Source organism: Lentzea sp. NPDC051838, from assembly GCF_040681245.1.
Lineage (GTDB): Bacteria > Actinomycetota > Actinomycetes > Mycobacteriales > Pseudonocardiaceae > Lentzea.
Map to the genome: position 1 here is coordinate 1 of NZ_JBFAYI010000061.1, position 21351 is coordinate 21351.

Here is a 21351-nt window from a genome sequence, read left to right on the forward strand (position 1 = left end):
AGCAACAGGCGTGCCATCAACCCACCCGCAGCGCTGGCCCCCTGATCAGATTGGCGGGGTTTGGGGCAGAGCTCCCAAGGGGAAGCACGCAACAGAAAGGTACGCACGCAACAGGACCACCTACGGACACGAAACCGGAACCCGCCAACACAACAGGGAACCGGCAACGCCCCCAAGATTTGAACCCCACCACCCCACCCACACGTGACCAAGAGGAGAGCGCTCACACACCCGTGGCTATGCTCGCCGCAATCTGGGGGGCGTCCAGAAGGGATAGTCCGTGCAACAGCGAGTCGTCGCCAACCGCTACGCGCTGCTGGCCGAACTCGGCCGAGGCGCGATGGGCGTCGTGTGGCGCGCCCAGGACCAGCTGCTCAACAGGGCAGTAGCGCTGAAGGAGCTCCACCCGCCGCACGGCATCTCCGACCAGGAACGCCACGTCCTCGAAGAGCGCATGCTCAGAGAGGCACGCACCGCGGGTCGGCTGAACCACCCTGCCGTCGTAACGGTCTACGACGTCGTGCGGGAGAACAACCACACGTACCTCGCCATGGAGCTGGTGGACGCCCAAGATCTGGCGACCATCGTCCAACGCCACGGCCCACGCGACTCGCAGTGGATGGCCAACGTCGCCCTCCAGACGCTCGGCGCGCTGGAAGCCGCCCACCAGGCCGGCATCGTGCACCGGGACGTCAAGCCCAGCAACATCATGGTGCGCCCGGACGGTGCCGTGAAGCTCACCGACTTCGGCATCGCGCAGGCGATGGACGACCCGCGGCTCACCACGAACGGCGGCATCGTCGGCTCGCCCGCGTACATGTCGCCGGACCGGCTGAGCGGCTGGGAGGCCTCTCCCGCGTCGGACCTGTGGGCGCTGGGCGTGACGATCGCGCACGCCGTCGAGGGGATCAGCCCCTTCGAGCGGACGTCGACGGCCAGCACGTTGCACGCGATCATGAACGAGCCTCCGGTGCTGCACAAAGCGAGTCCCGCGCTGGCCGAGGTGATCCGCGGATTGCTGACCGTCGATCCGGCACGGCGGATGACCGCGCCCCAAGCGCGGACCATGCTTACCGCGATCGTGCAGGGGCAAGCGGCAATCCCAAAGCAGCGCAAGAAGAACACGGGCGTCAAGCTCGCCGTCGCAGCACTCGGCGCCGTGGTGCTCGCGGGGGCAGCGTTCGCCGGGTACCAGGCCTTCAAGCCGAAGGACACCACAGCGGCACCCACCACCAACACGACCCCGACCACCGAAAGCACGGAGTGGACCGAGGCCGCGTCACTGCCGGTGGGCGCGCCGCTGCCGTCCAGGCGCATTGCCACGTTCGGCCGCGGCGGGGACGTGCCGGGGTGGAACCTCACCGGTACGGAGTGCGCCAAGGACTTCCTCACGCAGGGGTCGCCGGTGCCGGGCAGCGTGCCGTGCGACAAGCCGCACGGCATCCAGCAGTTCTCAGCCGCGACGCCGTTGTGGGACAAGCCGAAGGACACCGCCTACCCCGGCACGAAGTGGCTCGCCGACTTCACCACCAAGTACTGCACCGAGCAGTTCAAGGCTCTGCCGCAGAACAACGAGACCCTCGGCTTCACCGGGCTCGTGCCGACGGAGCAGGAGTGGAAGGCGTACAACGACACCGCCACTCCCGGCCGCCAGGAAATCGTCTGCGTGCTGTGGAAACAGGACCGCGCACCGCTGGCCGGAACGCTCGTCGGCTAGCACCCCACCCCAGAACGGCCCCGGAACCCCGCGTGGTGCCGGGGCCGTTCCGCGTCTGAGCTGCGGTTTCGCGCAACCTGAACGGTTTCGTCGCGCGTTGGCAAATACAGGGTGCAAGGGCGAAGCGAAACCCGAGGAGCTTCATGTCGTCAGACGCGGAACTGATCGGCCGATCGCTGAGCGGAGACACCGATGCCTTCGTCGAGGTGATCAGCCGTCACGAGGCGGCGATCGGCAACTACCTCGCGCGCAGGGTGGGACGGCAGGCAGCCGAGGACGTGCTCGGTGACGTGTGGGTGGCCGCCTACGAGTCCCGGGCGACCTACGACCGGTCGTATCCGGAGGCGAGACCCTGGTTGTACGGCGTCGCGCTGAACAGGTTGCGGCGGCACTGGCGCTCCGTTCCGGCCGAGGAGCCGACACCGGACCTGACCGGGATGCCGAGCGGCTGGGATCCCTGGCCCGCGGTGGAAGCCCGCGTGGACACGCAAACGTTGCTGCGCGGGGCTCTGGCCCGGCTCAAACCCGAGGAACGGGAAGTGCTGGGCCTGGTCGCCTGGGAGGACCTGACGGTCGCCGAGGCCGGCCGGGTGCTCGACATCCCCGCCGGCACGGCTCGCCGGCTGTTGCACCAGGCGCGCAAGGCGTTGCGCGAGGCCCCGGAAGTGGTCGCGCTGCTGCAAGTCCCGACGACGTGAGAAGGCAACTCATGGACGAAATGGATCTGATGAAGAAGCTGAGTGATGTGCCATCCCCCGGTCCTGAGGCCTACGACCGTGCTCGCGCGGCGTTGCAGACGGCGATGGCGGAACCCGTGAACACGGTCGTGCGGCCGAGGCGCTGGTCGTTCTGGCCCAAGGCCGGTCTCGCCACCATCGGTGCTGCGGCCGTCGCCGTGGCCGTGGTGATGGCCACGACGAGCGGCAGCACCCCTGTCACCCCTGCCACCCCGGCGCCACAGGCGGCGCCGCCGGTCGTCGAGTCGCCGCTGGTGAAACTGGCCTCGGCGGTGCAGGCCGGCGCCCCGCTGCCCGGTGACGCGTCGCTGGTCATCGGCACGAAGCCCGCACCGGACGGCTCGCCGTACGTCTTCTACACCGTCTACTCCGACAAGGGACAGGTCTTCAAGGGCGACTCGGCGCAGACCCTGGCGCAGTCGGTGGCCAAGAACGACGACGGGGTCACCCAGTACGACACCAACGTGATGGCGGCGGCGCGCCAGGCAGCGACCGGCGACGTGGAGAAGGCCAGGGTCGCGATGCTCACCGCGGCCGGCGGCAACGCGCTGGGCATCGGCCTGAGCCCCGCCGAAGCGGACAAGGCCTGGGCGGAAGCGCAGGCGCAGGTCGAGGAGCAGTTCCGCAAGGTCGGCAAGAAGTTCGTGCCCAAGCCGCGGCCGACGGGTCAGGAGCTCGAGAACCTCATCTCCAACCACCTGTGGAGCAGCAGCACGTACGCGCTGTTCGTCGGCGCCGCCAACCCCGACATCCGTGCCGGTGTGCTGAAGCTGCTCGCGACCATCAAGCAGGTCACCGTCGGCGAGACCACCATCAACGGCCAGCGCGCGCTGACCATCAGCGCAACGCCCGACATCCTGGGCGGGGATGCGTCGGCAGTGCTCAGCATCAACGCCGACAACGGCCTGCCCATCCAGGACGAGGTCTTCCCGGCGAAGGACTCGGCCACCCCGTCGAAGCACGCGCTGGTGACCTACCAGTCGTCCCGGGTGACCCTCGCGGACGTGGCGGCGGGCAAGATCTGACCCGACTCCGCTGAACCGTCTCTGTGAGGGCAGGCATCGCGCCTGCCCTCACAAAGGCGGTTCAGCCCCTGATGGTGTCGATCACCAACGGCGCCTGCTCCGGCGCGGAATCCGCTACGGCGTAAGAACCTTCCAGCGCCTGCAGGGCACCTTCCACGGCGTCCGGGGTGTCCGTGTACAGCTCCAGCAACGGTTGCCCGGCCTCGACGACGTCGCCGGGCTTGGCCAGGCAGAGCACGCCGGCGCCGAACTGCACCGGGTCCTCCTTGCGCGCGCGACCGGCGCCGAGACGCCACGCGGCAACACCGACGCCGTAAGCGTCCAAAGTGGACAGCACGCCGGACTCAGGTGCGACGACGACGTGCTTGTGCGACGCGACCGGAAGGGACGCCTCAGGGTCGCCACCCTGCGCCCGGATCATCCGAGCCCACGTCTCGTAAGCCTCACCGGAAGCCAGCACGGCGGCGGGATCAGCGGAAATCCCGGCCAGCGACAGCATCTCCGCGGCCAGCGCCACGGTCAGCTCCACGACATCGGCGGGTCCGCCACCGCGCAGAACCTCGACGGACTCGGCGACCTCGACCGCGTTGCCGACGGCACGGCCCAGCGGCACCGACATGTCGGTCAGCAACGCAGAAATCCGGACCCCGTGCTCGACACCGATCGCCACCAACGCCTCAGCAAGAGCGCGAGCAGAAGCCAAGTCCTTCATGAAGGCACCAGAGCCGACCTTCACGTCGAGCACCAGTGACTCCGCGCCCTCCGCGATCTTCTTCGACATGATCGACGACGCGATCAGCGGAATCGCCTCGACGGTCCCGGTGACATCGCGCAACGCGTAGAGCTTCCGGTCCGCCGGAGCAAGCCCTTCGGTAGCAGCACAAACCACCGCACCGACCGACGAAAGCTGATCCAAAATCTCCGAAGTGGACAGTGCCGCACGCCAGCCGGGAATCGACTCCAGCTTGTCCAGCGTGCCGCCGGTGTGCCCGAGCCCGCGCCCGGACAACTGCGGCACCGCGGCACCACAGGCGGCGACGAGAGGCGCCAGCGGCAGCGTGATCTTGTCGCCGACACCGCCCGTCGAGTGCTTGTCCACGGTCGGGCGATCCACGTGCAACGACAACCGCTCGCCAGACGAGATCATCGCCTGCGTCCAGCGCGCGGTCTCGGAAGACGACATCCCGTTGAAGAAGATCGCCATCGCCAGCGCGGACATCTGCTCGTCCGCCACGACACCGCGCGTGTAGGCGTCGATGACCCAGTCGATCTGAGCGTCCGAGAGAACAGCACCGTCGCGCTTGGTGCGAATGACGTCCACTGCAGAGAAGCTCATGGCAGGTCCTCCGGTCCGAACGCGTCGAGCAGCACCTCGGTCATCGGCAACGGCCCGCGCGCGGTGTCGACCAGGCAGTCATGCCCGCCGAACTCGTAGATCACCTGGCGGCAGCGTCCGCACGGCATCAGCAGCTCGCCCGCGCCGGAGCGACAGGCGACCGCGACCAACCGGCCACCACCGGTCAGCCGCAACTGGCCGACCATGGTGCATTCGGCGCAAAGCCCGAGGCCGTACGAGGCGTTCTCGACGTTGCACCCGACGACAACCCTGCCGTCGTCGCACAGAGCGGCCGCACCCACCTGAAGCCCCGAGTACGGGCAGTGGGCGAACGATGCCGCTTCCACTGCCCGTGCCCGAAGCAGGTCCCAATCAACCACGGCGGTAGACCAGACCGTCCGCGGCCGGCATCCGCAACCGCTGCGACGCCACGGCCAGCACGGCCAGCGTCACCATGTGCGGGGCGTAGGCCACGAACTCGCCGGGGATCTCGTCGAGGCTGATGTACAGCAGGTACAGCAGCACGGCCACCACGATCGCGGCCGCGGCGGAGAACCACTTCCGCTTGATCAGCTGGTACACCACGATGACGCCGAGCAGCAGCACCACGCCGTAGACCAGCGCCAGCACCGTTTCGCCGCCCGAACGCAGCTGCAGGCCGTCGGCGTAACCGAACAGCGCCGCACCACCCAGCAGCCCACCGGGCCGCCAGTTGCCGAAGATCATGGCGGCGAGGCCGATGAAGCCGCGGCCACCGGTCTGACCCTCCAAATAGGACAGCTGGCCGGGGTTCAGCACGAGAGCCGCGCCACCGAGACCGGCGAGAGCACCGGAGACGATCACGGCCACGTACTTGTGGAAGTACACCTTGACGCCCAGCGAGTCCGCGGCGTGCGGGTTCTCGCCGACCGAGCGCAGACGCAGGCCGAAACGGGTGCGCCACAACAGGTAGTACGACAGCGGCACGAGCAGGATCGTCAGCATCGTCAGCGGCGAGACACCGGTGACGAGACCGCGCAGGATGCCCGCGACGTCCGAGATGATCAGGCGCTGTCCCTGTTCCAGCTCACCGAGCCAGTCCGCGAAACCCGCCGCCGAGTACGTGTCGAACGGCTGGATCGGCGGCGACTGGCGAGGGTTGTGCGACAGCGGGAAGAACACCAGCGTCGACAGGTACTTCGTCAGGCCGGCGCCGAGCAGGTTGATCGCCACACCGGAGACGATGTGGTTGACGCCGAACGTCACCGTCGCGATCGCGTGCAGCAGACCACCGAGAGCGCCGAACACCATGGCGGACACCAAGGCAGCCCACGGACCCCACTGGTAGCCGGCCCACGCCGCTCCCCAGGTGCCCATGATCATCATGCCTTCGAGGCCGATGTTGACCACGCCGGCGCGTTCCGCCCACAGACCGCCGAGACCCGCGAGCAGGATCGGCAGCGCCAGGCGAACCGCGGTCTGGGTCGTGCCGGACGACGTCAGCTGCAGGAACCCCGTCTGGTACGAGGTCACCGACAGCAGCACGATCGCGCCCGCGACACCGAGCACGCCCACGGCCCAGCCGGGGATCTTGCGCTTGCGAGGGGCCGCCGGGATGTGGGGCTTCTCCTCCATCGTCGTGATCACGCGGCACCTCCGACAGTTCCGAGCTCACGGCCGACGCGACGCTGCTCGGAGGCGAGCTCGACGCGGCGCACCACCTCGTACGCGACGACGACCGACAGGACGATCGAGCCCTGCATGATGGTGACGATCTCCCTTGGCACACCGACGTTGTCGAGCGCGAGGCCCGACCTGTCGAGGAACGCCCACAGCAGCGCGCCGAACGCGATGCCGCCGGGGTGGTTGCGACCGAGCAGCGCGATCGCGATGCCCGAGAAGCCGATGCCCGCGGTGAAGTTGAGGCTGAACGTGTGGTCGCGGCCGAGCATCTCCGGCAGGCCGATCAGACCCGCGATGGCACCGGAGAGCAGCATCGACACCAGCACCATCTTCTTGGCGTTGACGCCACCGGCCGACGCGGCGGTCGACGACTCGCCGGACGCGCGCAGCTCGAAGCCGAACCGGGTCTTGTTCATCATGATCCAGTAGCCGACGCCTAGCAGGATCGCCACGAAGAGGAAGCCGAACATCGTGCCGCCGCCACCGAACGAGATGCCGGGCATCCAGCCGCTCTCCGGGATCTCCGGCGTGCGGATGTTGTTGCCCCGCAGCTCACCGAAGACGTCGCGGCGGATCAGGTAGGCCGAGAAGCCGATCGCCAGGCCGTTCATCATGATCGTCGAGATGACCTCGTTGACGCCCCGGGTCACCTTGAGGATCGCGGGAATCGCGGCCCAGGCGGCACCGGCCAGCGCGCCCACGATGATGATCACCAACGTGTGGATGCCCGGCGGCAGCGCGATCGAGCCGCCGACCACCGCGGCGACGACGGCCGCGACGCGGTACTGGCCCTCGACACCGATGTTGAACAGGTTCATCTGGAACCCGATCGCGACCGCGAGCGCCGCGATGTAGTAGATGCCCGACGAGTTGATGATGTCGACGAGGGTCGTGCCCTTGCCGACCTGCGTCACCATCACGCCGAACGCCTTCAACGGGTTCGCACCCGAGATCACCAGCGCCACACCGCAGAGCAGCATCGAGAAGACGATCGCCAACGCGGGCGGCAGGAGTTTGCCGCGCAGGTTTCCCATCAGTTCTCGCCTTCCTCAGGAACCGCGGCGGTCTCCTGGACCGCTGCGCTCGTGCTGCCCGCACCCGTCATCGCGCTGCCGAGGTCCTCGGGCGTGACGGTGTTCGGGTCGGCGTCGGCCACCAGGCGGCCGCGCAGCATGACCTTGATCGTGTCCGAGAGGCCGATCAGCTCGTCCAGGTCGGCGGAGATCAGCAGCACGGCGAGACCGGCGGCACGGGCGCGCTTGATCTCGTCCCAGATCAACGCCTGCGCGCCGACGTCGACGCCTCGGGTCGGGTGCGACGCGATGAGCAGCACCGGCTCGCCGGAGAGTTCCCGTCCGACGACGAGCTTCTGCTGGTTGCCACCGGACAGAGCGGCCGCCGGCACGTCGATGCCGGGCGTGCGGACGTCGAACTCCTCGACGATCCGCTCGGTGTCCTTCTTCGCGCCGTCGGTGTCGAGCCAGATGCCCTTGGACGTCGGCTTGCGCGTCTGGTAGCCGAGAATCCGGTTGTACCAAAGAGGTTGCGTGAGCAGCAGGCCGTGGCGGTGGCGGTCCTCCGGGATGTACCCGATCCCCGCCTCACGCCGAGCCAGCGTCCCGAGCTTCGTGAGGTCCTTGTCCTGCAACGTGATCGTGCCGCTGCCGGCCTTGCGCATGCCCATGATCGTCTCGACGAGCTCGGTCTGGCCGTTGCCCTCGACGCCGGCGATGCCCACGACCTCGCCGGAACGGACCACCAGGTCGACGTTGTCGAGAATCGCGCGCGAGCCGTCCGGGGTGTTCAGCGTCAGGCCCGCGACGTCCAGCACGACCGTGTCGGTGACGGTGGACTCGCGGGTCTCCGGGCTGGGGAGCTCGCTGCCGACCATCATCTCCGCGAGCTGGCGCGACGACACGGTCTTCGGGTCCGCGCTGCCGACGGTCGTGCCGCGGCGGATCACCGTGACCGAGTCCGCGATCGCGCGGACCTCGTCGAGCTTGTGCGAGATGAACAGGAACGTGTAGCCCTGCTCCTGCATGCCGCGGACGGTGTCGAAGAGCTCGTTGACCTCCTGCGGCACGAGCACGGCGGTCGGCTCGTCCAGGATGATCACCTTGGCGCCGCGGTAGAGCACCTTGAGGATCTCGACGCGCTGGCGGTCCGCGACGCCGAGCTGCTCGACCAGCACGCCGGGGTCGACGTTGAGCCCGGTGGCGCCGGAGAGCTCGATGATGCGCGCGCGAGCCTTCTTGCCGATGCCGTGCAACGCTTCCGCGCCCAGGACCACGTTCTCCTGGACGGTCAGGTTGTCGGCGAGCATGAAGTGCTGGTGCACCATGCCGATGCCGGCCTTGATCGCGTCCGACGGGGTGCGGAACCGCACCTGCTCGCCGTTCACCTCGATGGTGCCCTCGTCCGGCGCCTGCATGCCGTAGAGGATCTTCATCAGGGTGGACTTGCCCGCGCCGTTCTCACCGCACAGGGCGTGGACCTCGCCGCGGCGGACGGTCAGGTGCACGTCGCTGTTGGCGACCACACCGGGGAATCGCTTGGTGATGCCGGTCAGCACCACAGCGGGGGGATCGTCCGTCCGTACGGACGTGGAACTGCTCATCGTCGAGTGCTCCTCCTACCACGAACCGGGCCCTGTGAGGGGCAGTCCTCACAGGGCCCGGCAGTTGTGGCTAACAGGCGTTACGGCTTGTCCGCGACCTTGATCTTGCCCTCGATGATCTGGGCCTTGTAGCCCTCGAGGATGCCCTGCAGCTTCGCGTCGATCTTGCCACCCGACGTGGCGTATCCGACACCGTCCACCTTCAGGTCGAAGACCTTCGGCAGGCCCGCGAGGTCGTTCTTGGCGACGGCCTTGATGTAGTCGTAGACCGCGACGTCGACGCGCTTGAGCATGGACGACACGATGACGTCCTTGGTGTCGGCGACGGTCGCCTGGTTGTACTGGTCGGAGTCGACACCGATCGCCAGCACGCCGCCCTGCTTGGCAGCGGAGAAGATGCCCTTACCGGACGCACCCGCGGCCTGGTAGATGACGTCGGCACCCTTGTCGATCTGACCCTTGGCGGCTTCCTGGCCCTTCGGGGCGTCCTGGAAACCGGTGAAGTCGCCGGCCGGGGTGATGTACTTCTTCTCGACCTGGATCTTCGGCGCGGCGGCCTTGGCACCCTGGACGTAGCCGGCCTCGAACTTCTGGATCAGCGGGATCTCGACGCCGCCGACGAAGCCAACGTGGCACTTCTTGCTCTGGTACGCGGCGATGACGCCGGCGAGGAAGGAGCCCTCCTGCTCGGCGAACAGCAGCGGCGTGACGTTCGCAGCACCCTCGACGACACCGTCGACCAGGCCGAACTTGACGTTCGGGAACTCCGCGGCGACGAGCTTCATCGACTCGGCGTAGGCGAAGCCGACACCGATGATCGGGCTGAAGCCCTCGGACGCGAGCTGGCGCAGACGGGTCTGCTTCGCGGCCTCGTCCTCGTTGGGGGCGGCGGAGAGCTCGCGCGTGTTCTCCTTCTTGATGCCCATGTCGGTGAGGGCCTTGTCGAGCCCGGCTGCGGCGGAGTCGTTGAACGACGCGTCGCCACGGCCACCGATGTCGTAGGCCAGACCGACCTTCAGCGCGCTGCCGTCCACCTTGTCACCGGCGGCCGAGCTGGTGTTCGACGCGGCGGGCGCGGGGGGAGGCGTGGCGAACTCGCAAGCAGAACCACTGCCGGTGTTCGTGTTGCTCCCGCCACCCGAGTCCTTCGCGCAGGCGGCCATAGTCATCACGCTGGTCAACGCGATCGCGGCGACCGCGACACCACGCATACGACGACGCACGGCTCGTCTCCTCCCTGAGGTTCCTCCCCAACGACGTTGTTGGGTTCTAGACGGCGCACCGTACCTCTTAGTAACCAGACTCGTTGCGGCCAGCACCTACAAAGACCCCTATCGGTTACGCATTCGACGCTTTGGCCGTACGACTGGTGATCACTCGTGTTCGGCGCGTGGCGAAACGTCCTCTTCAGCCGCTTCGCCGCACTGATCGTCGTCCAAACGACGCAGTTCCGCTCGGCGTGCCACCGACTGACTTGGAATGCCTGTCGCTTGACCGCCTCTGACCTGCTCTTCGACGTTGGACGAAATTTCTTCGAGCCGACGTTGAACCGGTCAGGGGCCTCCCGTCGTGTAGAGGGTGGCAAGTGCCCTTGCCGACGACGGCGGCCCGGACCAAGGCGGAGGTCCTGGCCGCCGTCCTTTTGTGGCGTGGACCGCATTTCCTAATCGATCAAGACCGCTTGGGCGATCGACAGCGTGTCTCATCGATCACACAGCGGGTACGCCTACTGGGTCCGCTCCGACGTGCGGGACTAGCATTTCCGGGTCATGGTCGGCAGTAACTGTCACCGACCACCCACCACTGACGTTGGAGGCCTCGGCGCATGACCAGCGCAGGCGCACCCGAGCGGTCGGGCACCACCCGAGGGGGTGGGACGCTGTACCGCGGTGATCTGGGCATGTGGTCCTGGGTCGCCCACCGGATCACCGGTGTCCTCACGTTCTTCTTCCTCTTCACCCACGTTCTCGACACGGCGCTCGTGCGCGTGTCACCGAACGCGTACGACTCGGTGATCGAGACCTACAAGAACCCGATCGTCAACCTCTTCGAGGTCGGCCTCGTCGGCGCGGTGCTCTACCACGCGCTGAACGGCATCCGGGTCATGCTGGTCGACTTCTGGGAGAAGGGCGCCAAGTACCAGCGGGTCATGCTCTGGACCGTGCTGGCCATCTGGGTCGTCGTGATGATCCCCGGCTTCTACTTCATGATGGAACGGACGATCTCCGACCTGGTTGGGGGTCACTGACCATGTCTCTCGCACTCGACAAGCCCCGTCAGCCGCGTCGCCCTGCGGCCCGTCGCAGCAACGGCGAGCTCTACAGCTGGCTGTTCATGCGCCTGTCCGGCCTGCTGCTCGTGGTCCTGGTCCTGGGCCACCTGTTCATCATGAACATCCTCGACGGCGGCGTGCACAAGATCAACTTCGGTTTCGTCGCCGGCCGCTGGGCGTCCCCGTTCTGGCAGTTCTGGGACCTCGCGATGCTCTGGCTCGCGCAGATCCACGGCGGCAACGGCGTGCGGACGGTCATCAACGACTACGCCCGCAAGGACTCCACCCGGTTCTGGTTGAAGATGCTGCTCTACGTGTCGATGGTCCTGATCATCTCGCTCGGCACGTTCGTGATCTTCACCTTCGACCCGAACATCTCGAACTGACCCGCGCGGGGAGCCCACCACAATGCAGTTCCACAAGTACGACGTAGTCATCATCGGCGCTGGTGGTGCCGGAATGCGCGCGGCGATCGAGTCCGGCCAGCGCGCCCGCACCGCGGTGCTCACCAAGCTCTACCCCACGCGTTCGCACACCGGCGCGGCCCAGGGCGGCATGTGCGCCGCCCTCGCCAACGTCGAGGAGGACAACTGGGAGTGGCACACCTTCGACACGATCAAGGGCGGCGACTACCTGGTCGACCAGGACGCCGCCGAGATCATGGCGAAGGAAGCGATCGACGCCGTTCTCGACCTCGAGAAGATGGGCCTGCCGTTCAACCGCACGCCCGAGGGCAAGATCGACCAGCGCCGGTTCGGCGGCCACACGCGCAACCACGGTGAAGCCGCCGTGCGCCGCGCCTGCTACGCCGCGGACCGCACCGGTCACATGATTCTGCAGACGCTGTACCAGAACTGCGTCAAGCACGGCATCGAGTTCTTCAACGAGTTCTACGTGCTCGACATCTGCCTGACCGAGACGGAGAACGGCCCGGTCTGCACCGGCGCCGTCGCCTACGAGCTCGCGACCGGCGAGATCCACGTCTTCCAGGCCAAGTCCGTCGTGTTCGCGACCGGTGGTTTCGGCAAGGTCTTCAAGACCACGTCGAACGCCCACACGCTGACCGGCGACGGCATGGGCATCGTCTTCCGCAAGGGCCTGCCCCTGGAGGACATGGAGTTCTACCAGTTCCACCCGACCGGCCTCGCGGGTCTCGGCATCCTGCTGACCGAGGGTGCCCGCGGTGAGGGCGCGATCCTGCGCAACGCCTCGGGTGAGCGGTTCATGGAGCGCTACGCCCCGACCATCAAGGACCTGGCGCCGCGCGACATCGTGGCCCGCTCGATGGCTCTCGAGGTGCTGGAAGGCCGTGGCGCCGGCCCGAACAAGGACTACGTGCTGCTGGACTGCACGCACCTCGGCGCCGAGGTGCTGGAGACCAAGCTGCCGGACATCACCGAGTTCGCCCGCACCTACCTCGCGGTCGACCCGGTCGTCGAGCCCGTCCCGGTCTACCCGACCGCGCACTACGCGATGGGCGGCATCCCGACGAACATCCACGGCGAAGTGCTGCGGGACAACGACAACGTCGTTCCCGGCCTCTACGCCGCCGGTGAGTGCGCGTGCGTCTCGGTGCACGGCGCGAACCGCCTCGGCACCAACTCGCTGCTGGACATCAACGTGTTCGGCCGCCGCGCCGGTATCGCCGCCGCGGAGTACGCGAACTCGCGCGAGTCGCACGTCGACCTGCCGGAGAACCCGGCCGCCGTCGTCGAGGCCCAGGTCGCGCTGGTGCTGTCGGAGCACGGCCAGGAGCGCGTCGCGGACATCCGCACCGAGCTGCAGGCCACCATGGACGCCAACGCGTCCGTGTACCGCACCGAGGACACGCTGAAGAAGGCGCTGCACGACGTCCAGGCCCTGAAGGAGCGCTACGCGCACATCCAGGTGCAGGACAAGGGCAAGCGCTTCAACACGGACCTGCTGGAGGCCGTCGAGCTCGGCTTCCTGCTGGAGCTGGCCGAGGTGCTCGTCCACGGTGCGCTGGAGCGCAAGGAGTCCCGCGGCGGTCACGCCCGCGAGGACTACCCGAACCGCGACGACACGAACTTCATGCGCCACAGCATGTTCTACAAGCAGGGCGACGGTCTGACCGCGGACATCCGCATGGACTACAAGCCCGTCACCTTTACCCGGTACAAGCCGATGGAGCGCAAGTACTGATGACCGCCACCGCTGAAACCTCTGCTGGCTCGCGCGGCTCCCAGCCGCCGGTTCCGGACGGCGCTGTCACAGTCACCGTCAAGATCCGCCGGTTCAACCCGGAGTTCGACGACGAGCCGCGCTGGGACTCGTTCGACATCCCCGCGCTCCCGTCGGACCGCGTGCTCAACCTGCTGCACTACGTCAAGTGGTACGTGGACGGCACGCTGACGTTCCGCCGCTCGTGTGCGCACGGCATCTGCGGTTCGGACGCCATGCGCATCAACGGCGTCAACCGCCTGGCGTGCAAGGTGCTGCTGAAGGACCTGCTGGAGAAGGGTTCCAAGCAGACCACGATCACCATCGAGCCCATCAAGGGCCTGCCGGTGAACAAGGACCTGCTCGTCGACATGGAGCCGTTCTTCGAGGCGTTCCGCGCCGTCAAGCCGTACCTGGTGACCTACGGCAACGAGCCGACGCGCGAGCGGATCCAGTCGGTCGCCGACCGCGAGCGCTTCGACGACACCACGAAGTGCATCCTGTGCGCCTGCTGCACCACGTCGTGCCCGGTGTACTGGAGCGAGGGCTCGTACTTCGGCCCGGCCGCGATCGTGAACGCGCACCGGTTCATCTTCGACTCGCGTGACGAGGGCGCTGAGGAGCGGCTCGACATCCTCAACGACATCGACGGCGTGTGGCGGTGCCGGACCACGTTCAACTGCACCGACGCGTGCCCGCGTGGCATCCAGGTCACGAAGGCGATCCAGGAAGTGAAGCGCGCGCTGCTGTTCAAGCGCGTCTGACGTTTCCGGTGGGCGCCGCGCTTCCTCTGGGGAGCGCGGCGCTTTCGCGTTATCGGGCCCGTTTCACCGTGTGGATGACCGGTGCGGTCTCCATGCGCTCGATGCCGTCGATCGTGGCGACGCGTTCGGTCAGGTACTCGTAGAGCGCGTCGATGTCGCGGCACACGACCTTCGCGAGCACGTTCGCCGGGCCTGTCGTGATGGCCGCCAGCGCGACTTCCGGTTGCTGTGCCAGGGCTTCCGCGACCTGGACGAGCCTGTTGGGCCGGACTGACATCCACAGGACGGCCATCGCGGTGAAGCCGAGCGCTGCTGAATCCACATCCACGTCGAAGTAGAGGACGCCGGCGGCGCGCAGGCCGTTGACCCTGCGGCGCACTGTCGGCTCGGACCAACCCGTGACCTTGGCCAGGTCGGCGAACGTGGCGCGGCCGTCCTGGTGCAGGGCGGCCATCAGTCGTTCGTCCACTTCGGACTCGGTGTGCTCGAACGACGGCGTGAGCTCGGCTGTCTGTTTCTCGCTGAGGACATCCGCTCGGCCGGCCCAGCCGACCGGGCCGCCGACGAACGACCGCAGCAGGCAGTGCGCGGACACCGAGATGACCTTCGGCGTCTTCGGGAGTTGTTGCAGCAGCAGGGCTTCCGGTGCGTTAGCGGCGCGAATGACGCACGAGATCTCGGTGCCGCCCGAGGTCAGCTGCACCCACGACGTGTCCGGTCGCCGGGCCAGCGCCTGGGCGACCTTCATCGCCGCGTCCGGGGTGCAGCCGAGCCTGAGGAACCACTCGACCGCGCCGACCTTGCGCGCGTCGATCATGCCGACGACTCGCAGCGCGCCGCTCTCCCTGAGCTTGCGGTAGCGCCTCGCGATGGTCTGCGGTGACGTGCCGAGGACCTCCGCGACGTGGTTGAACTGGACGCGGCCGTCGACGTGCAGCGCGTGGAGCACGGCACGATCCAGATCATCGAGGGTCACGGGTGGCATTATCCGTCAGTTCTGGGCTTGCGTGCGGTCGTTTGAGTCGTGGATACCTAGCTTCGCGTACATGACCCACACCTACCGTTGGCCGGCGTTGTGCGCCCTGCTGCTCGCCGAGGCGATGAACCTGTTCGACAGCACCGTGATGCCGATCGCGGCACCCGCGGTCCGCACCTCGCTCTCGCTGAGCGACACCGCGTTGCAGTGGCTCACCAACGGCTACACGCTGCCGTTCGGGCTGCTGCTGATCGCCGGTGGCCGGCTCGGCGATGTCCTGGGACGCCGACGGGTGTTCGTGATCGGCATGACCGTCTTCGTGCTGTGTTCGGTGTTGTGCGCGTGGGCTCCGAACGTGGCGGTGCTGCTGACAGCGCGGGCGGTGCAGGGCGCGTCGGCCGCGATGATCATCCCGCAGACGTTCGGCCTGATCCGCGCGATGTTCGCCGGGGACGAGGTGGCCAAGGCACTCGGCACGATCGGACCGGTGATGGCGCTGTCCGCGCTGTGCGGGCCGGTCGTGGGCGGACTGCTGACCGAGGCGTTCGGATGGCAGTCGGTGTTCCTGCTGAACATCCCGCTCGGACTGGTCGTGCTGGCTTTGGTGCCGTTGATCCGCGAGGACCGTGCTGCGGGGCGCCCTCGGCTGGGAGGACTGTTGCGCGGCAAGGTGTTTCCCGCGTCGCTGGCCGGGTCGCTGCTGTTCTTCGCGGTGATGAACGGGCTGGTGTTCGTCCTGGTGCTGTTCCTGCAGCTGCGGGAGGGCAGGACGCCGGCAGGGGCGGCGTTGACGTTGCTGCCGTGGTCTTTCGGGCTCGCGATCGGGTCGTGGATCACGGGATCCGTGCTGGTGCCCCGGTTCGGGCCGCGGGTGATGCGGGCGGGCCTGGTGCTGGTTCTGACCGGCCTGGCGGGGATCGCCGTGTCGTTCTCGGCGGTGCCGCTGCTGGTGACCGGAATCGGTCTCGGGATGTTCACAGTGCCGTTCTTCGGCAACGCGCTGGCCGTGGCCGCGCCAGAGGAGACCGGCTGGGCGTCGGGGTTGCTGAATGCCGTTCAGCAGCTCGGCGCGACCGTCGGGGTGGCTCTGCTGAGCGGTGTGTTCTTCCGGTTCGGCACCACCGCCGCGGTGCTCACGTCGATGGTGCTGATCGTCGCCGTGCTGGCGTTGACGGTGGTGATGATCAGAGGGACTGCGGGAAGCGCAGCAGTCCGTCCGGGTCGTAGTGCCGCTTGATCTCCTGGAGCCGCTGCAGGTTCTCGCCGTGGTAGGCCCGCAGCGGGTCTTCCAGGAACAGATCGGGGAAGTTCGGGTAGACGCCGCCGGACGAGTGCTCGTGCAGGGCGGTCCACGTCCGGTGCACCCAGTCGGCGTCCGTGCTCACGTGCTCGACGAGGAAACGTTCGTTGCGGTGGACGAAGGCGGTCGCGGTCGAACGGGTCCGGTTGTAGGCGCCGCCCATCGGCGTGAAGTTCAGCTCCTGGCCTGGGGCGTCGGGCAGGACGTCGGCCGGGATCGGTCGGCGGAAGAAGTGGGACCTGCTGGTCACCTGTCCTTCCAGATCACCGAGGTCGTCGAACGACTGCTTGAGCTCCAGGTACGGCAACGTGCTGACGTCGGCGGTGGCAGGCGCGAGATCCAGGAAGTCGTCGGGAGCGCCCGCGCCGAACAGCGTGACTTCACGCGCCGAGATCTTCAGGTTCGCGCTCAGCTCGTCCGGGGCGTCCGGCGTGATCTCCTGCCACCTGGCCAGAACCTCCGCGGCCCGGACGCGCGGCCAGGTGAGCAGGAACCTCGTCGTCGGCTCGGCGGGAACCGGCTCGAAGGTCAGCGCCGTGACGACGCCGAACTGACCGCCGCCCGCGCCTCGCAGTGCCCAGAACAGGTCCGGCTCCAGGTCGTCCGAACAACGGACCGTCCGGCCGTCGGGCAGTACGACCTCGGCCGCGCGCAACCGGTCCGAGGTCAGGCCGTAGCGGCGGCCGAGCAGTCCCAGGCCGCCACCGAGGGTGAGCCCCGCGATGCCGACGGTCGGGCCGCAGCCCGCCGGGAGGGTCAGGCCGTGCCGGTCGAGTCCTGCGTAGACCTCGGCCAGCGTGGCACCCGCACCGATGGTGGCGAGGCCGTCGTGCACCGACACGTCGTTCATCGGGCCGAGATCGAGGACGATCCCGGTGGTGGAGCTGCGCCCGGCGAAGCAGTGCCCGCCACCGCGCGGAGTGAGGTGGATGCCCGACTCCCTCGACCACGCGAGGCCGTTCGCGACGTCGTCGGGGGTGGAGCAGCTCACCACCGCCAGCGGACGGAGGTGCTGGTACTGCGGAAGGACCTGGCTCATCGCGCCGGGCGTCGCCGGACTCTCAGACGCCCTGCGCCGCTTGCGCTGCCTGACGACGTGCCCGTGCCGCCTTGGCGCGCTTGTTGCGGATGAAGAGGAACACCGCGGCGAGCAGGCCGATGCCAGCGGCGGCCGTGATCGGAAGGCCGACGGTGCCGAACGCGGTCGGCGTTGGCCGGCCGTTGTCCGAGTTGGAGGCGGCTGCCGTGTCCGAGCTGCTGTCGTTGGTCTGGGTGGTGGTGACGTTCGGCTTGGGCTGCGGGGCACCGTCGACGAGCTTGCCGACGCCGCCGGGGCCCATGGCGAAGCCGTAGTCGAGGAGCTTGGCCGCCTGGTTCGTGATGTGCGTGGGCTGCTGCTGGCCGCGCAACAGCACGACGACGAGGCGGCGGCCGCCACGTTCCGCGGCGCCCACGTAGGTGTGCTGGGCGTCGTCGGTGAAGCCGGTCTTGCCGCCGATCGCGCCGTCGTAGTTCGCCAGCAGGCGGTTGTCGTTCGTCAGCATGATCGTGCCGCCGTTGCGGCCCGGGAACTGCGCCTGCGGGAGCTTCACGGCCTGGGCGAACTCGTCGTACTTCATCGCGCCGCGGAAGATCAGGGCGACGTCGTAGGCCGAGGTGCTGGTGCCGGGGCCGTCGAGGCCGGACGGGGTCACGGCGCGGGTGTCGAGGGCGCCGAGCTCCTTCGCCATGGCGTTCATCTTGCGCAGGGCGTTCGGGACGCCACCGAGCTGGCGGGCGAGCGTGTGCGCGACGTCGTTGCCCGACGTCAGCAGCAGACCCTGCAGCAGCTGGCGGACCGTGTACTGGCCGCCGTCCTTGAGGCCGACGCAGGTGCACTCCTGCTGCGTGTCCTCGGCGGAAGCGGTGACGACCGTGTCACCGCGCAGCTCCTTGGCGACGACCATCGCGAGCAGCACCTTGATGACGCTCGCGGGACGCTGACGGCCGTGCGGGTCGTACGCGGCGATGACGGCGCCGCTGTCCATGTCCGCGAGCATCCACGACGCGGCCGTGATGCCGCTCGGGGGCTGCGCCTGGTTCGGCGGCAGGATCAGGCCGCACTCGCCCAGCCGGTCGCCACCGATCGGCTTTTCCGGCACCTCGAGCGCGGTCGGGGCCTTCTGGCCGGGCGCCGGCTGCTCGGACGTGTCCACCGGGGGCGGCGGGGTCTCGCGGTTGGCGCACTGAGCCGAGCCGGCCTGCTGTGCGGTGCCGGTCGGTGCGGCGAACGCGGCTGTGGCCGTTGCTAGGACCAGGGCGACGATGAGCCGTTTGGTGAAGGGCACGCCCCCAGGCTATCCACCCCCGTTTAGCGGCTTGCACGCACCACGTCCGATACTGGTGAACGTGAAGCTCTCGCGCCCGATGTCACTCTTCCTGGTGGCTTTCGGGGTCTGGTCGTGGGTGATCTGGCCCACGTTCCTGAAGAACATCTGGAACGACCCACGTTCGTTCAGCAACGGACCTACTGCCTTTTTCACGGTGCACCTGGTGCTCGTGATCGCCTCGCTCGTGTTCGGCACCGTCATCGGAGTGCTGGGCGTGCGGGGTTTCCTGGCCACCCGACGTCGATAGGAAAACGCTGTGGAGTTCGTACGCCTGCTGCTGGTGTTCCTGCACCTTCTCGGCATGGGCATGCTCGTCGCGATGATCATGTTGCAGGCCAAGGCCGGCAAGGACGCGCCGGTCAACAAGGGCTGGCTGCACGGCGCGGCTCTGCAGCTGCTCACGGGTGTCGCGCTGGTCGGAATCGACCCGCTGGTCGACTCGGTGAAGTACGACCACATCAAGATCGGCGTGAAGCTGCTGGTCGTAGTGGCCATCGCCGCCGTGGTGGCGATCAACGTCAACAAGCCCAAGGCCCCGTCCTGGCTGCTGCCGACCGCCGCGTCGCTCGTCGTGCTCAACGTGGGCATTGCCGTCTTCTGGACCTGATCGGGCGATGTAGTGATCACGCACGGGTGACGTCGGCCCGGATTGCGCGCGACGTGGCGTGCCACGGCCAACCATCGTGGCATGTCACGTATCGCCTACATCGGTGTGCTCGTAGCGGGCGCGGTGCTGACCGTCGTCGCGCTGCACGGAGCAGTCCCGGAGGCCGAGGCCTCCGGCGACCACCGCGTGTGCGTGAAGGCGTGGTGCCCGAAAGACCGTCCAGGACGTCCAGCGCCCGTGCCCAGAGGTGACGACACCTCCACGACCACGACCACGTCCACCACCACGACGACTCCGTGCACCACGACCAGCACCACCACGAGCACCACCGAAACGACCACGTCCACCACGACGTCGACGACGACGACTTCGTCAACGACGACGACCACGCCGCCGACCTCGACGTCGACGACAACCACAACGCCGCCGGTCACGACCACGACCCCGCCGGTCACCACGACGACGAAGCCGCCAGTCACGACCCCACCGGCGACGACGCCCCCGGGCAACGAGAACAACCGCCTGGCGAACACCGGCTCAGAAATCGGCTGGCTCCTGCTCCTGGGCGTGCTCCTAGGCGTAGCGGGCGTCCTCCTGCTCCTGATCGACCGCACCAGGCCTTCGGTCCGCCGCTGACTGTCGGTGGTGTTCGTCACACTGGCCCAGTGCGAATCGAACACCTGCGCGAACGCAGCGACCTAGGCGTCATCAGCACCTCAACGTTGAAATCGCTGGGGGTCCCCAACCCCAGGCGCCGCTGCGAACCAGGCGGGCCGTGGCAGCAAATGCACCCAGGCGTGGTGCTGCTGCACAACGGCCCGCCAACGCGCGACCAACAGGTAACCGCAGCCCTCCTACGAGCAGGCCCAGGCGCCACCCTGACAGGCGCCGAAGCCTGCCGCCGCTACGGCCTGCCCGCCTCAGGCACAGAAATCCACGTCCTAACGCCAACCTCAACACGCGGCACCGGCCCCCTGATCACCGAGCAAGCCTCCCCCATGCCCGCCTCGACCAACATCGACGGCTTCCCGGTGGTGCCCGCATCCAGAGCCGTGGTCGACGCGTGCCGCCAACTGCGCTCGGTGGACGCCGCGACCGCTTTGGTGGCGGCCGCGATCCAACGGGGCCGCTGCACGCCCGAGAGCCTCACCGCAGAGGCCCACACCAACCGCTACGGCACCAAGCTCGTCCGCACAGTCCTGAAGGACCTGGGCCGAGCACAATCGGTAGCCGAACGCGACGCCCGCCGCCTCTCAAAGCGAATCCGGCTAACCACACCGCACTGGAACGTCACGATCGCAGACTCCGACGGCCTGATCATCGGAAGACCGGACGCCTGGTTCGACGAGGTAGGCCTAGCCTGGGAAATCGACTCAAAAGCCTTCCACTACGGCGCCCGCGACTACGAAAGAACCCTAGCCCGCAACAGCCGATACGCAGCAGCGGGAATCCTAGTAGTCCAAACGCTGCCAACCCGACTGCGAGACAAGCCAAACGCAGTAGAGCAAGAGCTGAAAAAGGCCCATGCAGCGGCCGCAGCAAGACCAAGACCACCAGTACAAATAGTGGAACCAACTTGATCGGCGCGATGCCGAAGGCGAGCCGACCCGAAGCCGAAGGCGAGGCAAAAGGCGAAGGCGAAGCCGAGCTGCTTCGGCGACGCCGAAGGCGAGCTGCAGTTGGCAAACACTCTAGGTGGGGTGGGTCCCGTCACGAGTCGTGGCTGAACGTTTGCCGCGCCAGAGGGGTTGGGTCAAGTCGACACGCTTTTCGTCGACTTGACCCAAC

21 protein-coding genes are annotated in these 21351 nt (G+C 67.8%); 11 read left to right on the forward strand and 10 right to left on the reverse strand.

The window, feature by feature from the left end; genetic code table 11:
• Nucleotides 1-280 precede the first annotated feature (280 nt).
• The 3 genes from AB0M24_RS47070 to AB0M24_RS47080 all read left to right on the forward strand — a co-directional run bounded on the left by AB0M24_RS47070 (nt 281) and on the right by AB0M24_RS47080 (nt 3479).
• Nucleotides 281-1717, forward strand: a complete 1437-nt coding sequence (locus AB0M24_RS47070) for a serine/threonine-protein kinase (protein WP_363781620.1) — start codon at nt 281-283, stop codon at nt 1715-1717.
• A gap of 143 nt (nt 1718-1860) precedes the next feature.
• Nucleotides 1861-2415, forward strand: a complete 555-nt coding sequence (locus AB0M24_RS47075) for a sigma-70 family RNA polymerase sigma factor (RefSeq protein WP_363781622.1) — start codon at nt 1861-1863, stop codon at nt 2413-2415.
• Between the two features lie 11 nt (nt 2416-2426).
• A complete protein-coding gene (locus AB0M24_RS47080; protein ID WP_363781624.1) occupies nt 2427-3479 on the forward strand; it encodes a hypothetical protein in 1053 nt (350 codons plus the stop codon).
• A gap of 61 nt (nt 3480-3540) precedes the next feature.
• On the opposite strand, the gene AB0M24_RS47085 is transcribed toward AB0M24_RS47080, so the two are convergent.
• From AB0M24_RS47085 to AB0M24_RS47110, 6 genes are all read right to left on the reverse strand, one after another.
• The gene (locus tag AB0M24_RS47085) at nt 3541-4815 is read right to left on the reverse strand and encodes a thymidine phosphorylase (protein WP_363781626.1); all 1275 of its coding nucleotides are present in this window, start codon (nt 4813-4815) and stop codon (nt 3541-3543) included.
• On the reverse strand, nt 4812-5195 hold the full coding sequence (locus AB0M24_RS47090) for a cytidine deaminase (protein ID WP_363781628.1): 384 nt from the start codon (nt 5193-5195) through the stop codon (nt 4812-4814). The genes AB0M24_RS47085 and AB0M24_RS47090 overlap by 4 nt, the downstream gene beginning before the upstream one ends.
• A complete protein-coding gene (locus tag AB0M24_RS47095; RefSeq protein ID WP_363781656.1) occupies nt 5188-6429 on the reverse strand; it encodes an ABC transporter permease in 1242 nt (413 codons plus the stop codon). The genes AB0M24_RS47090 and AB0M24_RS47095 overlap by 8 nt, the downstream gene beginning before the upstream one ends.
• Nucleotides 6430-6437: 8 nt before the next feature.
• A complete protein-coding gene (locus tag AB0M24_RS47100; RefSeq protein ID WP_363781630.1) occupies nt 6438-7511 on the reverse strand; it encodes an ABC transporter permease in 1074 nt (357 codons plus the stop codon).
• Nucleotides 7511-9094 carry an ABC transporter ATP-binding protein gene (locus AB0M24_RS47105; RefSeq protein WP_363781632.1) on the reverse strand — a complete coding sequence of 528 codons (1584 nt, stop codon included), beginning with the start codon at nt 9092-9094 and terminating at the stop codon, nt 7511-7513. The genes AB0M24_RS47100 and AB0M24_RS47105 overlap by 1 nt, the downstream gene beginning before the upstream one ends.
• An 80-nt stretch (nt 9095-9174) precedes the next feature.
• A complete protein-coding gene (locus AB0M24_RS47110) occupies nt 9175-10305 on the reverse strand; it encodes a BMP family ABC transporter substrate-binding protein (RefSeq protein ID WP_363781658.1) in 1131 nt (376 codons plus the stop codon).
• Between the two features lie 614 nt (nt 10306-10919).
• Here AB0M24_RS47110 and sdhC point away from each other — a divergent pair.
• Genes sdhC through AB0M24_RS47130 form a run of 4 tightly spaced genes read left to right on the forward strand, consistent with a single transcriptional unit; the run spans nt 10920 to nt 14311 of the window.
• Nucleotides 10920-11342 carry a succinate dehydrogenase, cytochrome b556 subunit gene (gene sdhC / locus AB0M24_RS47115; protein ID WP_363781634.1) on the forward strand — a complete coding sequence of 141 codons (423 nt, stop codon included), beginning with the start codon at nt 10920-10922 and terminating at the stop codon, nt 11340-11342.
• A complete protein-coding gene (locus tag AB0M24_RS47120) occupies nt 11339-11752 on the forward strand; it encodes a succinate dehydrogenase hydrophobic membrane anchor subunit (protein ID WP_218164475.1) in 414 nt (137 codons plus the stop codon). Before sdhC ends, AB0M24_RS47120 begins: the two co-directional genes overlap by 4 nt.
• Nucleotides 11753-11774: 22 nt before the next feature.
• A complete protein-coding gene (gene sdhA / locus AB0M24_RS47125) occupies nt 11775-13529 on the forward strand; it encodes a succinate dehydrogenase flavoprotein subunit (protein WP_363781636.1) in 1755 nt (584 codons plus the stop codon).
• Nucleotides 13529-14311, forward strand: coding sequence for a succinate dehydrogenase iron-sulfur subunit (locus AB0M24_RS47130; protein WP_363781638.1), 783 nt, complete (start codon nt 13529-13531; stop codon nt 14309-14311). Before sdhA ends, AB0M24_RS47130 begins: the two co-directional genes overlap by 1 nt.
• Before the next feature lie 49 nt (nt 14312-14360).
• Here the strand turns inward: AB0M24_RS47130 and AB0M24_RS47135 are convergent, their stop codons facing one another.
• Nucleotides 14361-15296 carry an Lrp/AsnC family transcriptional regulator gene (locus AB0M24_RS47135; protein WP_363781640.1) on the reverse strand — a complete coding sequence of 312 codons (936 nt, stop codon included), beginning with the start codon at nt 15294-15296 and terminating at the stop codon, nt 14361-14363.
• 61 nt (nt 15297-15357) lie between these two features.
• Between AB0M24_RS47135 and AB0M24_RS47140 the strand changes: the two genes are divergently transcribed.
• Nucleotides 15358-16524 carry an MFS transporter gene (locus AB0M24_RS47140; protein ID WP_363781642.1) on the forward strand — a complete coding sequence of 389 codons (1167 nt, stop codon included), beginning with the start codon at nt 15358-15360 and terminating at the stop codon, nt 16522-16524.
• On the opposite strand, the gene AB0M24_RS47145 is transcribed toward AB0M24_RS47140, so the two are convergent.
• Both AB0M24_RS47145 and AB0M24_RS47150 read right to left on the reverse strand, forming a co-directional pair.
• Complete coding sequence (locus AB0M24_RS47145) at nt 16472-17626, reverse strand: FAD-binding oxidoreductase (protein ID WP_363781644.1); 1155 nt, start codon at nt 17624-17626, stop codon at nt 16472-16474. The two genes, AB0M24_RS47140 and AB0M24_RS47145, sit on opposite strands and share 53 nt — an antisense overlap.
• 22 nt (nt 17627-17648) lie before the next feature.
• Nucleotides 17649-18914 carry a D-alanyl-D-alanine carboxypeptidase family protein gene (locus AB0M24_RS47150; RefSeq protein WP_363781646.1) on the reverse strand — a complete coding sequence of 422 codons (1266 nt, stop codon included), beginning with the start codon at nt 18912-18914 and terminating at the stop codon, nt 17649-17651.
• 61 nt (nt 18915-18975) lie between these two features.
• Here AB0M24_RS47150 and AB0M24_RS47155 point away from each other — a divergent pair, with 61 nt between their 5' ends.
• Nucleotides 18976-19203: a hypothetical protein gene (locus tag AB0M24_RS47155; protein ID WP_363781648.1), complete on the forward strand. Its 228-nt coding sequence runs from the start codon at nt 18976-18978 to the stop codon at nt 19201-19203.
• Nucleotides 19204-19212: 9 nt separating this feature from the next.
• A complete protein-coding gene (locus AB0M24_RS47160; protein WP_363781650.1) occupies nt 19213-19563 on the forward strand; it encodes a hypothetical protein in 351 nt (116 codons plus the stop codon).
• Nucleotides 19564-19658: 95 nt separating this feature from the next.
• Here AB0M24_RS47160 and AB0M24_RS47165 read toward each other — a convergent pair whose 3' ends face one another.
• Nucleotides 19659-20042, reverse strand: coding sequence for a hypothetical protein (locus AB0M24_RS47165; RefSeq protein WP_363781652.1), 384 nt, complete (start codon nt 20040-20042; stop codon nt 19659-19661).
• A gap of 186 nt (nt 20043-20228) precedes the next feature.
• Here AB0M24_RS47165 and AB0M24_RS47170 point away from each other — a divergent pair, with 186 nt between their 5' ends.
• Entirely contained in the window at nt 20229-21143 is a 915-nt protein-coding gene (locus AB0M24_RS47170; RefSeq protein ID WP_363781654.1) for a hypothetical protein, read from the forward strand.
• The last annotated feature ends 208 nt before the right edge of the window (nt 21144-21351 follow it).

Coding starts and splice junctions, on each gene's coding strand:
- AB0M24_RS47140 (WP_363781642.1), top strand. CDS start 15,358: ATGACCCACACCTACCGTTGGCCGGCGTTGTGCGCCCTGCTGCTCGCC.
- AB0M24_RS47145 (WP_363781644.1), bottom strand. CDS start 17,626: ATGAGCCAGGTCCTTCCGCAGTACCAGCACCTCCGTCCGCTGGCGGTG.
- AB0M24_RS47135 (WP_363781640.1), bottom strand. CDS start 15,296: ATGCCACCCGTGACCCTCGATGATCTGGATCGTGCCGTGCTCCACGCG.
- AB0M24_RS47095 (WP_363781656.1), bottom strand. CDS start 6,429: ATGGAGGAGAAGCCCCACATCCCGGCGGCCCCTCGCAAGCGCAAGATC.
- AB0M24_RS47075 (WP_363781622.1), top strand. CDS start 1,861: ATGTCGTCAGACGCGGAACTGATCGGCCGATCGCTGAGCGGAGACACC.
- AB0M24_RS47085 (WP_363781626.1), bottom strand. CDS start 4,815: ATGAGCTTCTCTGCAGTGGACGTCATTCGCACCAAGCGCGACGGTGCT.
- sdhC (WP_363781634.1), top strand. CDS start 10,920: ATGACCAGCGCAGGCGCACCCGAGCGGTCGGGCACCACCCGAGGGGGT.
- AB0M24_RS47105 (WP_363781632.1), bottom strand. CDS start 9,094: ATGAGCAGTTCCACGTCCGTACGGACGGACGATCCCCCCGCTGTGGTG.
- AB0M24_RS47100 (WP_363781630.1), bottom strand. CDS start 7,511: ATGGGAAACCTGCGCGGCAAACTCCTGCCGCCCGCGTTGGCGATCGTC.
- AB0M24_RS47110 (WP_363781658.1), bottom strand. CDS start 10,305: ATGCGTGGTGTCGCGGTCGCCGCGATCGCGTTGACCAGCGTGATGACT.
- AB0M24_RS47080 (WP_363781624.1), top strand. CDS start 2,427: ATGGACGAAATGGATCTGATGAAGAAGCTGAGTGATGTGCCATCCCCC.
- sdhA (WP_363781636.1), top strand. CDS start 11,775: ATGCAGTTCCACAAGTACGACGTAGTCATCATCGGCGCTGGTGGTGCC.
- AB0M24_RS47130 (WP_363781638.1), top strand. CDS start 13,529: ATGACCGCCACCGCTGAAACCTCTGCTGGCTCGCGCGGCTCCCAGCCG.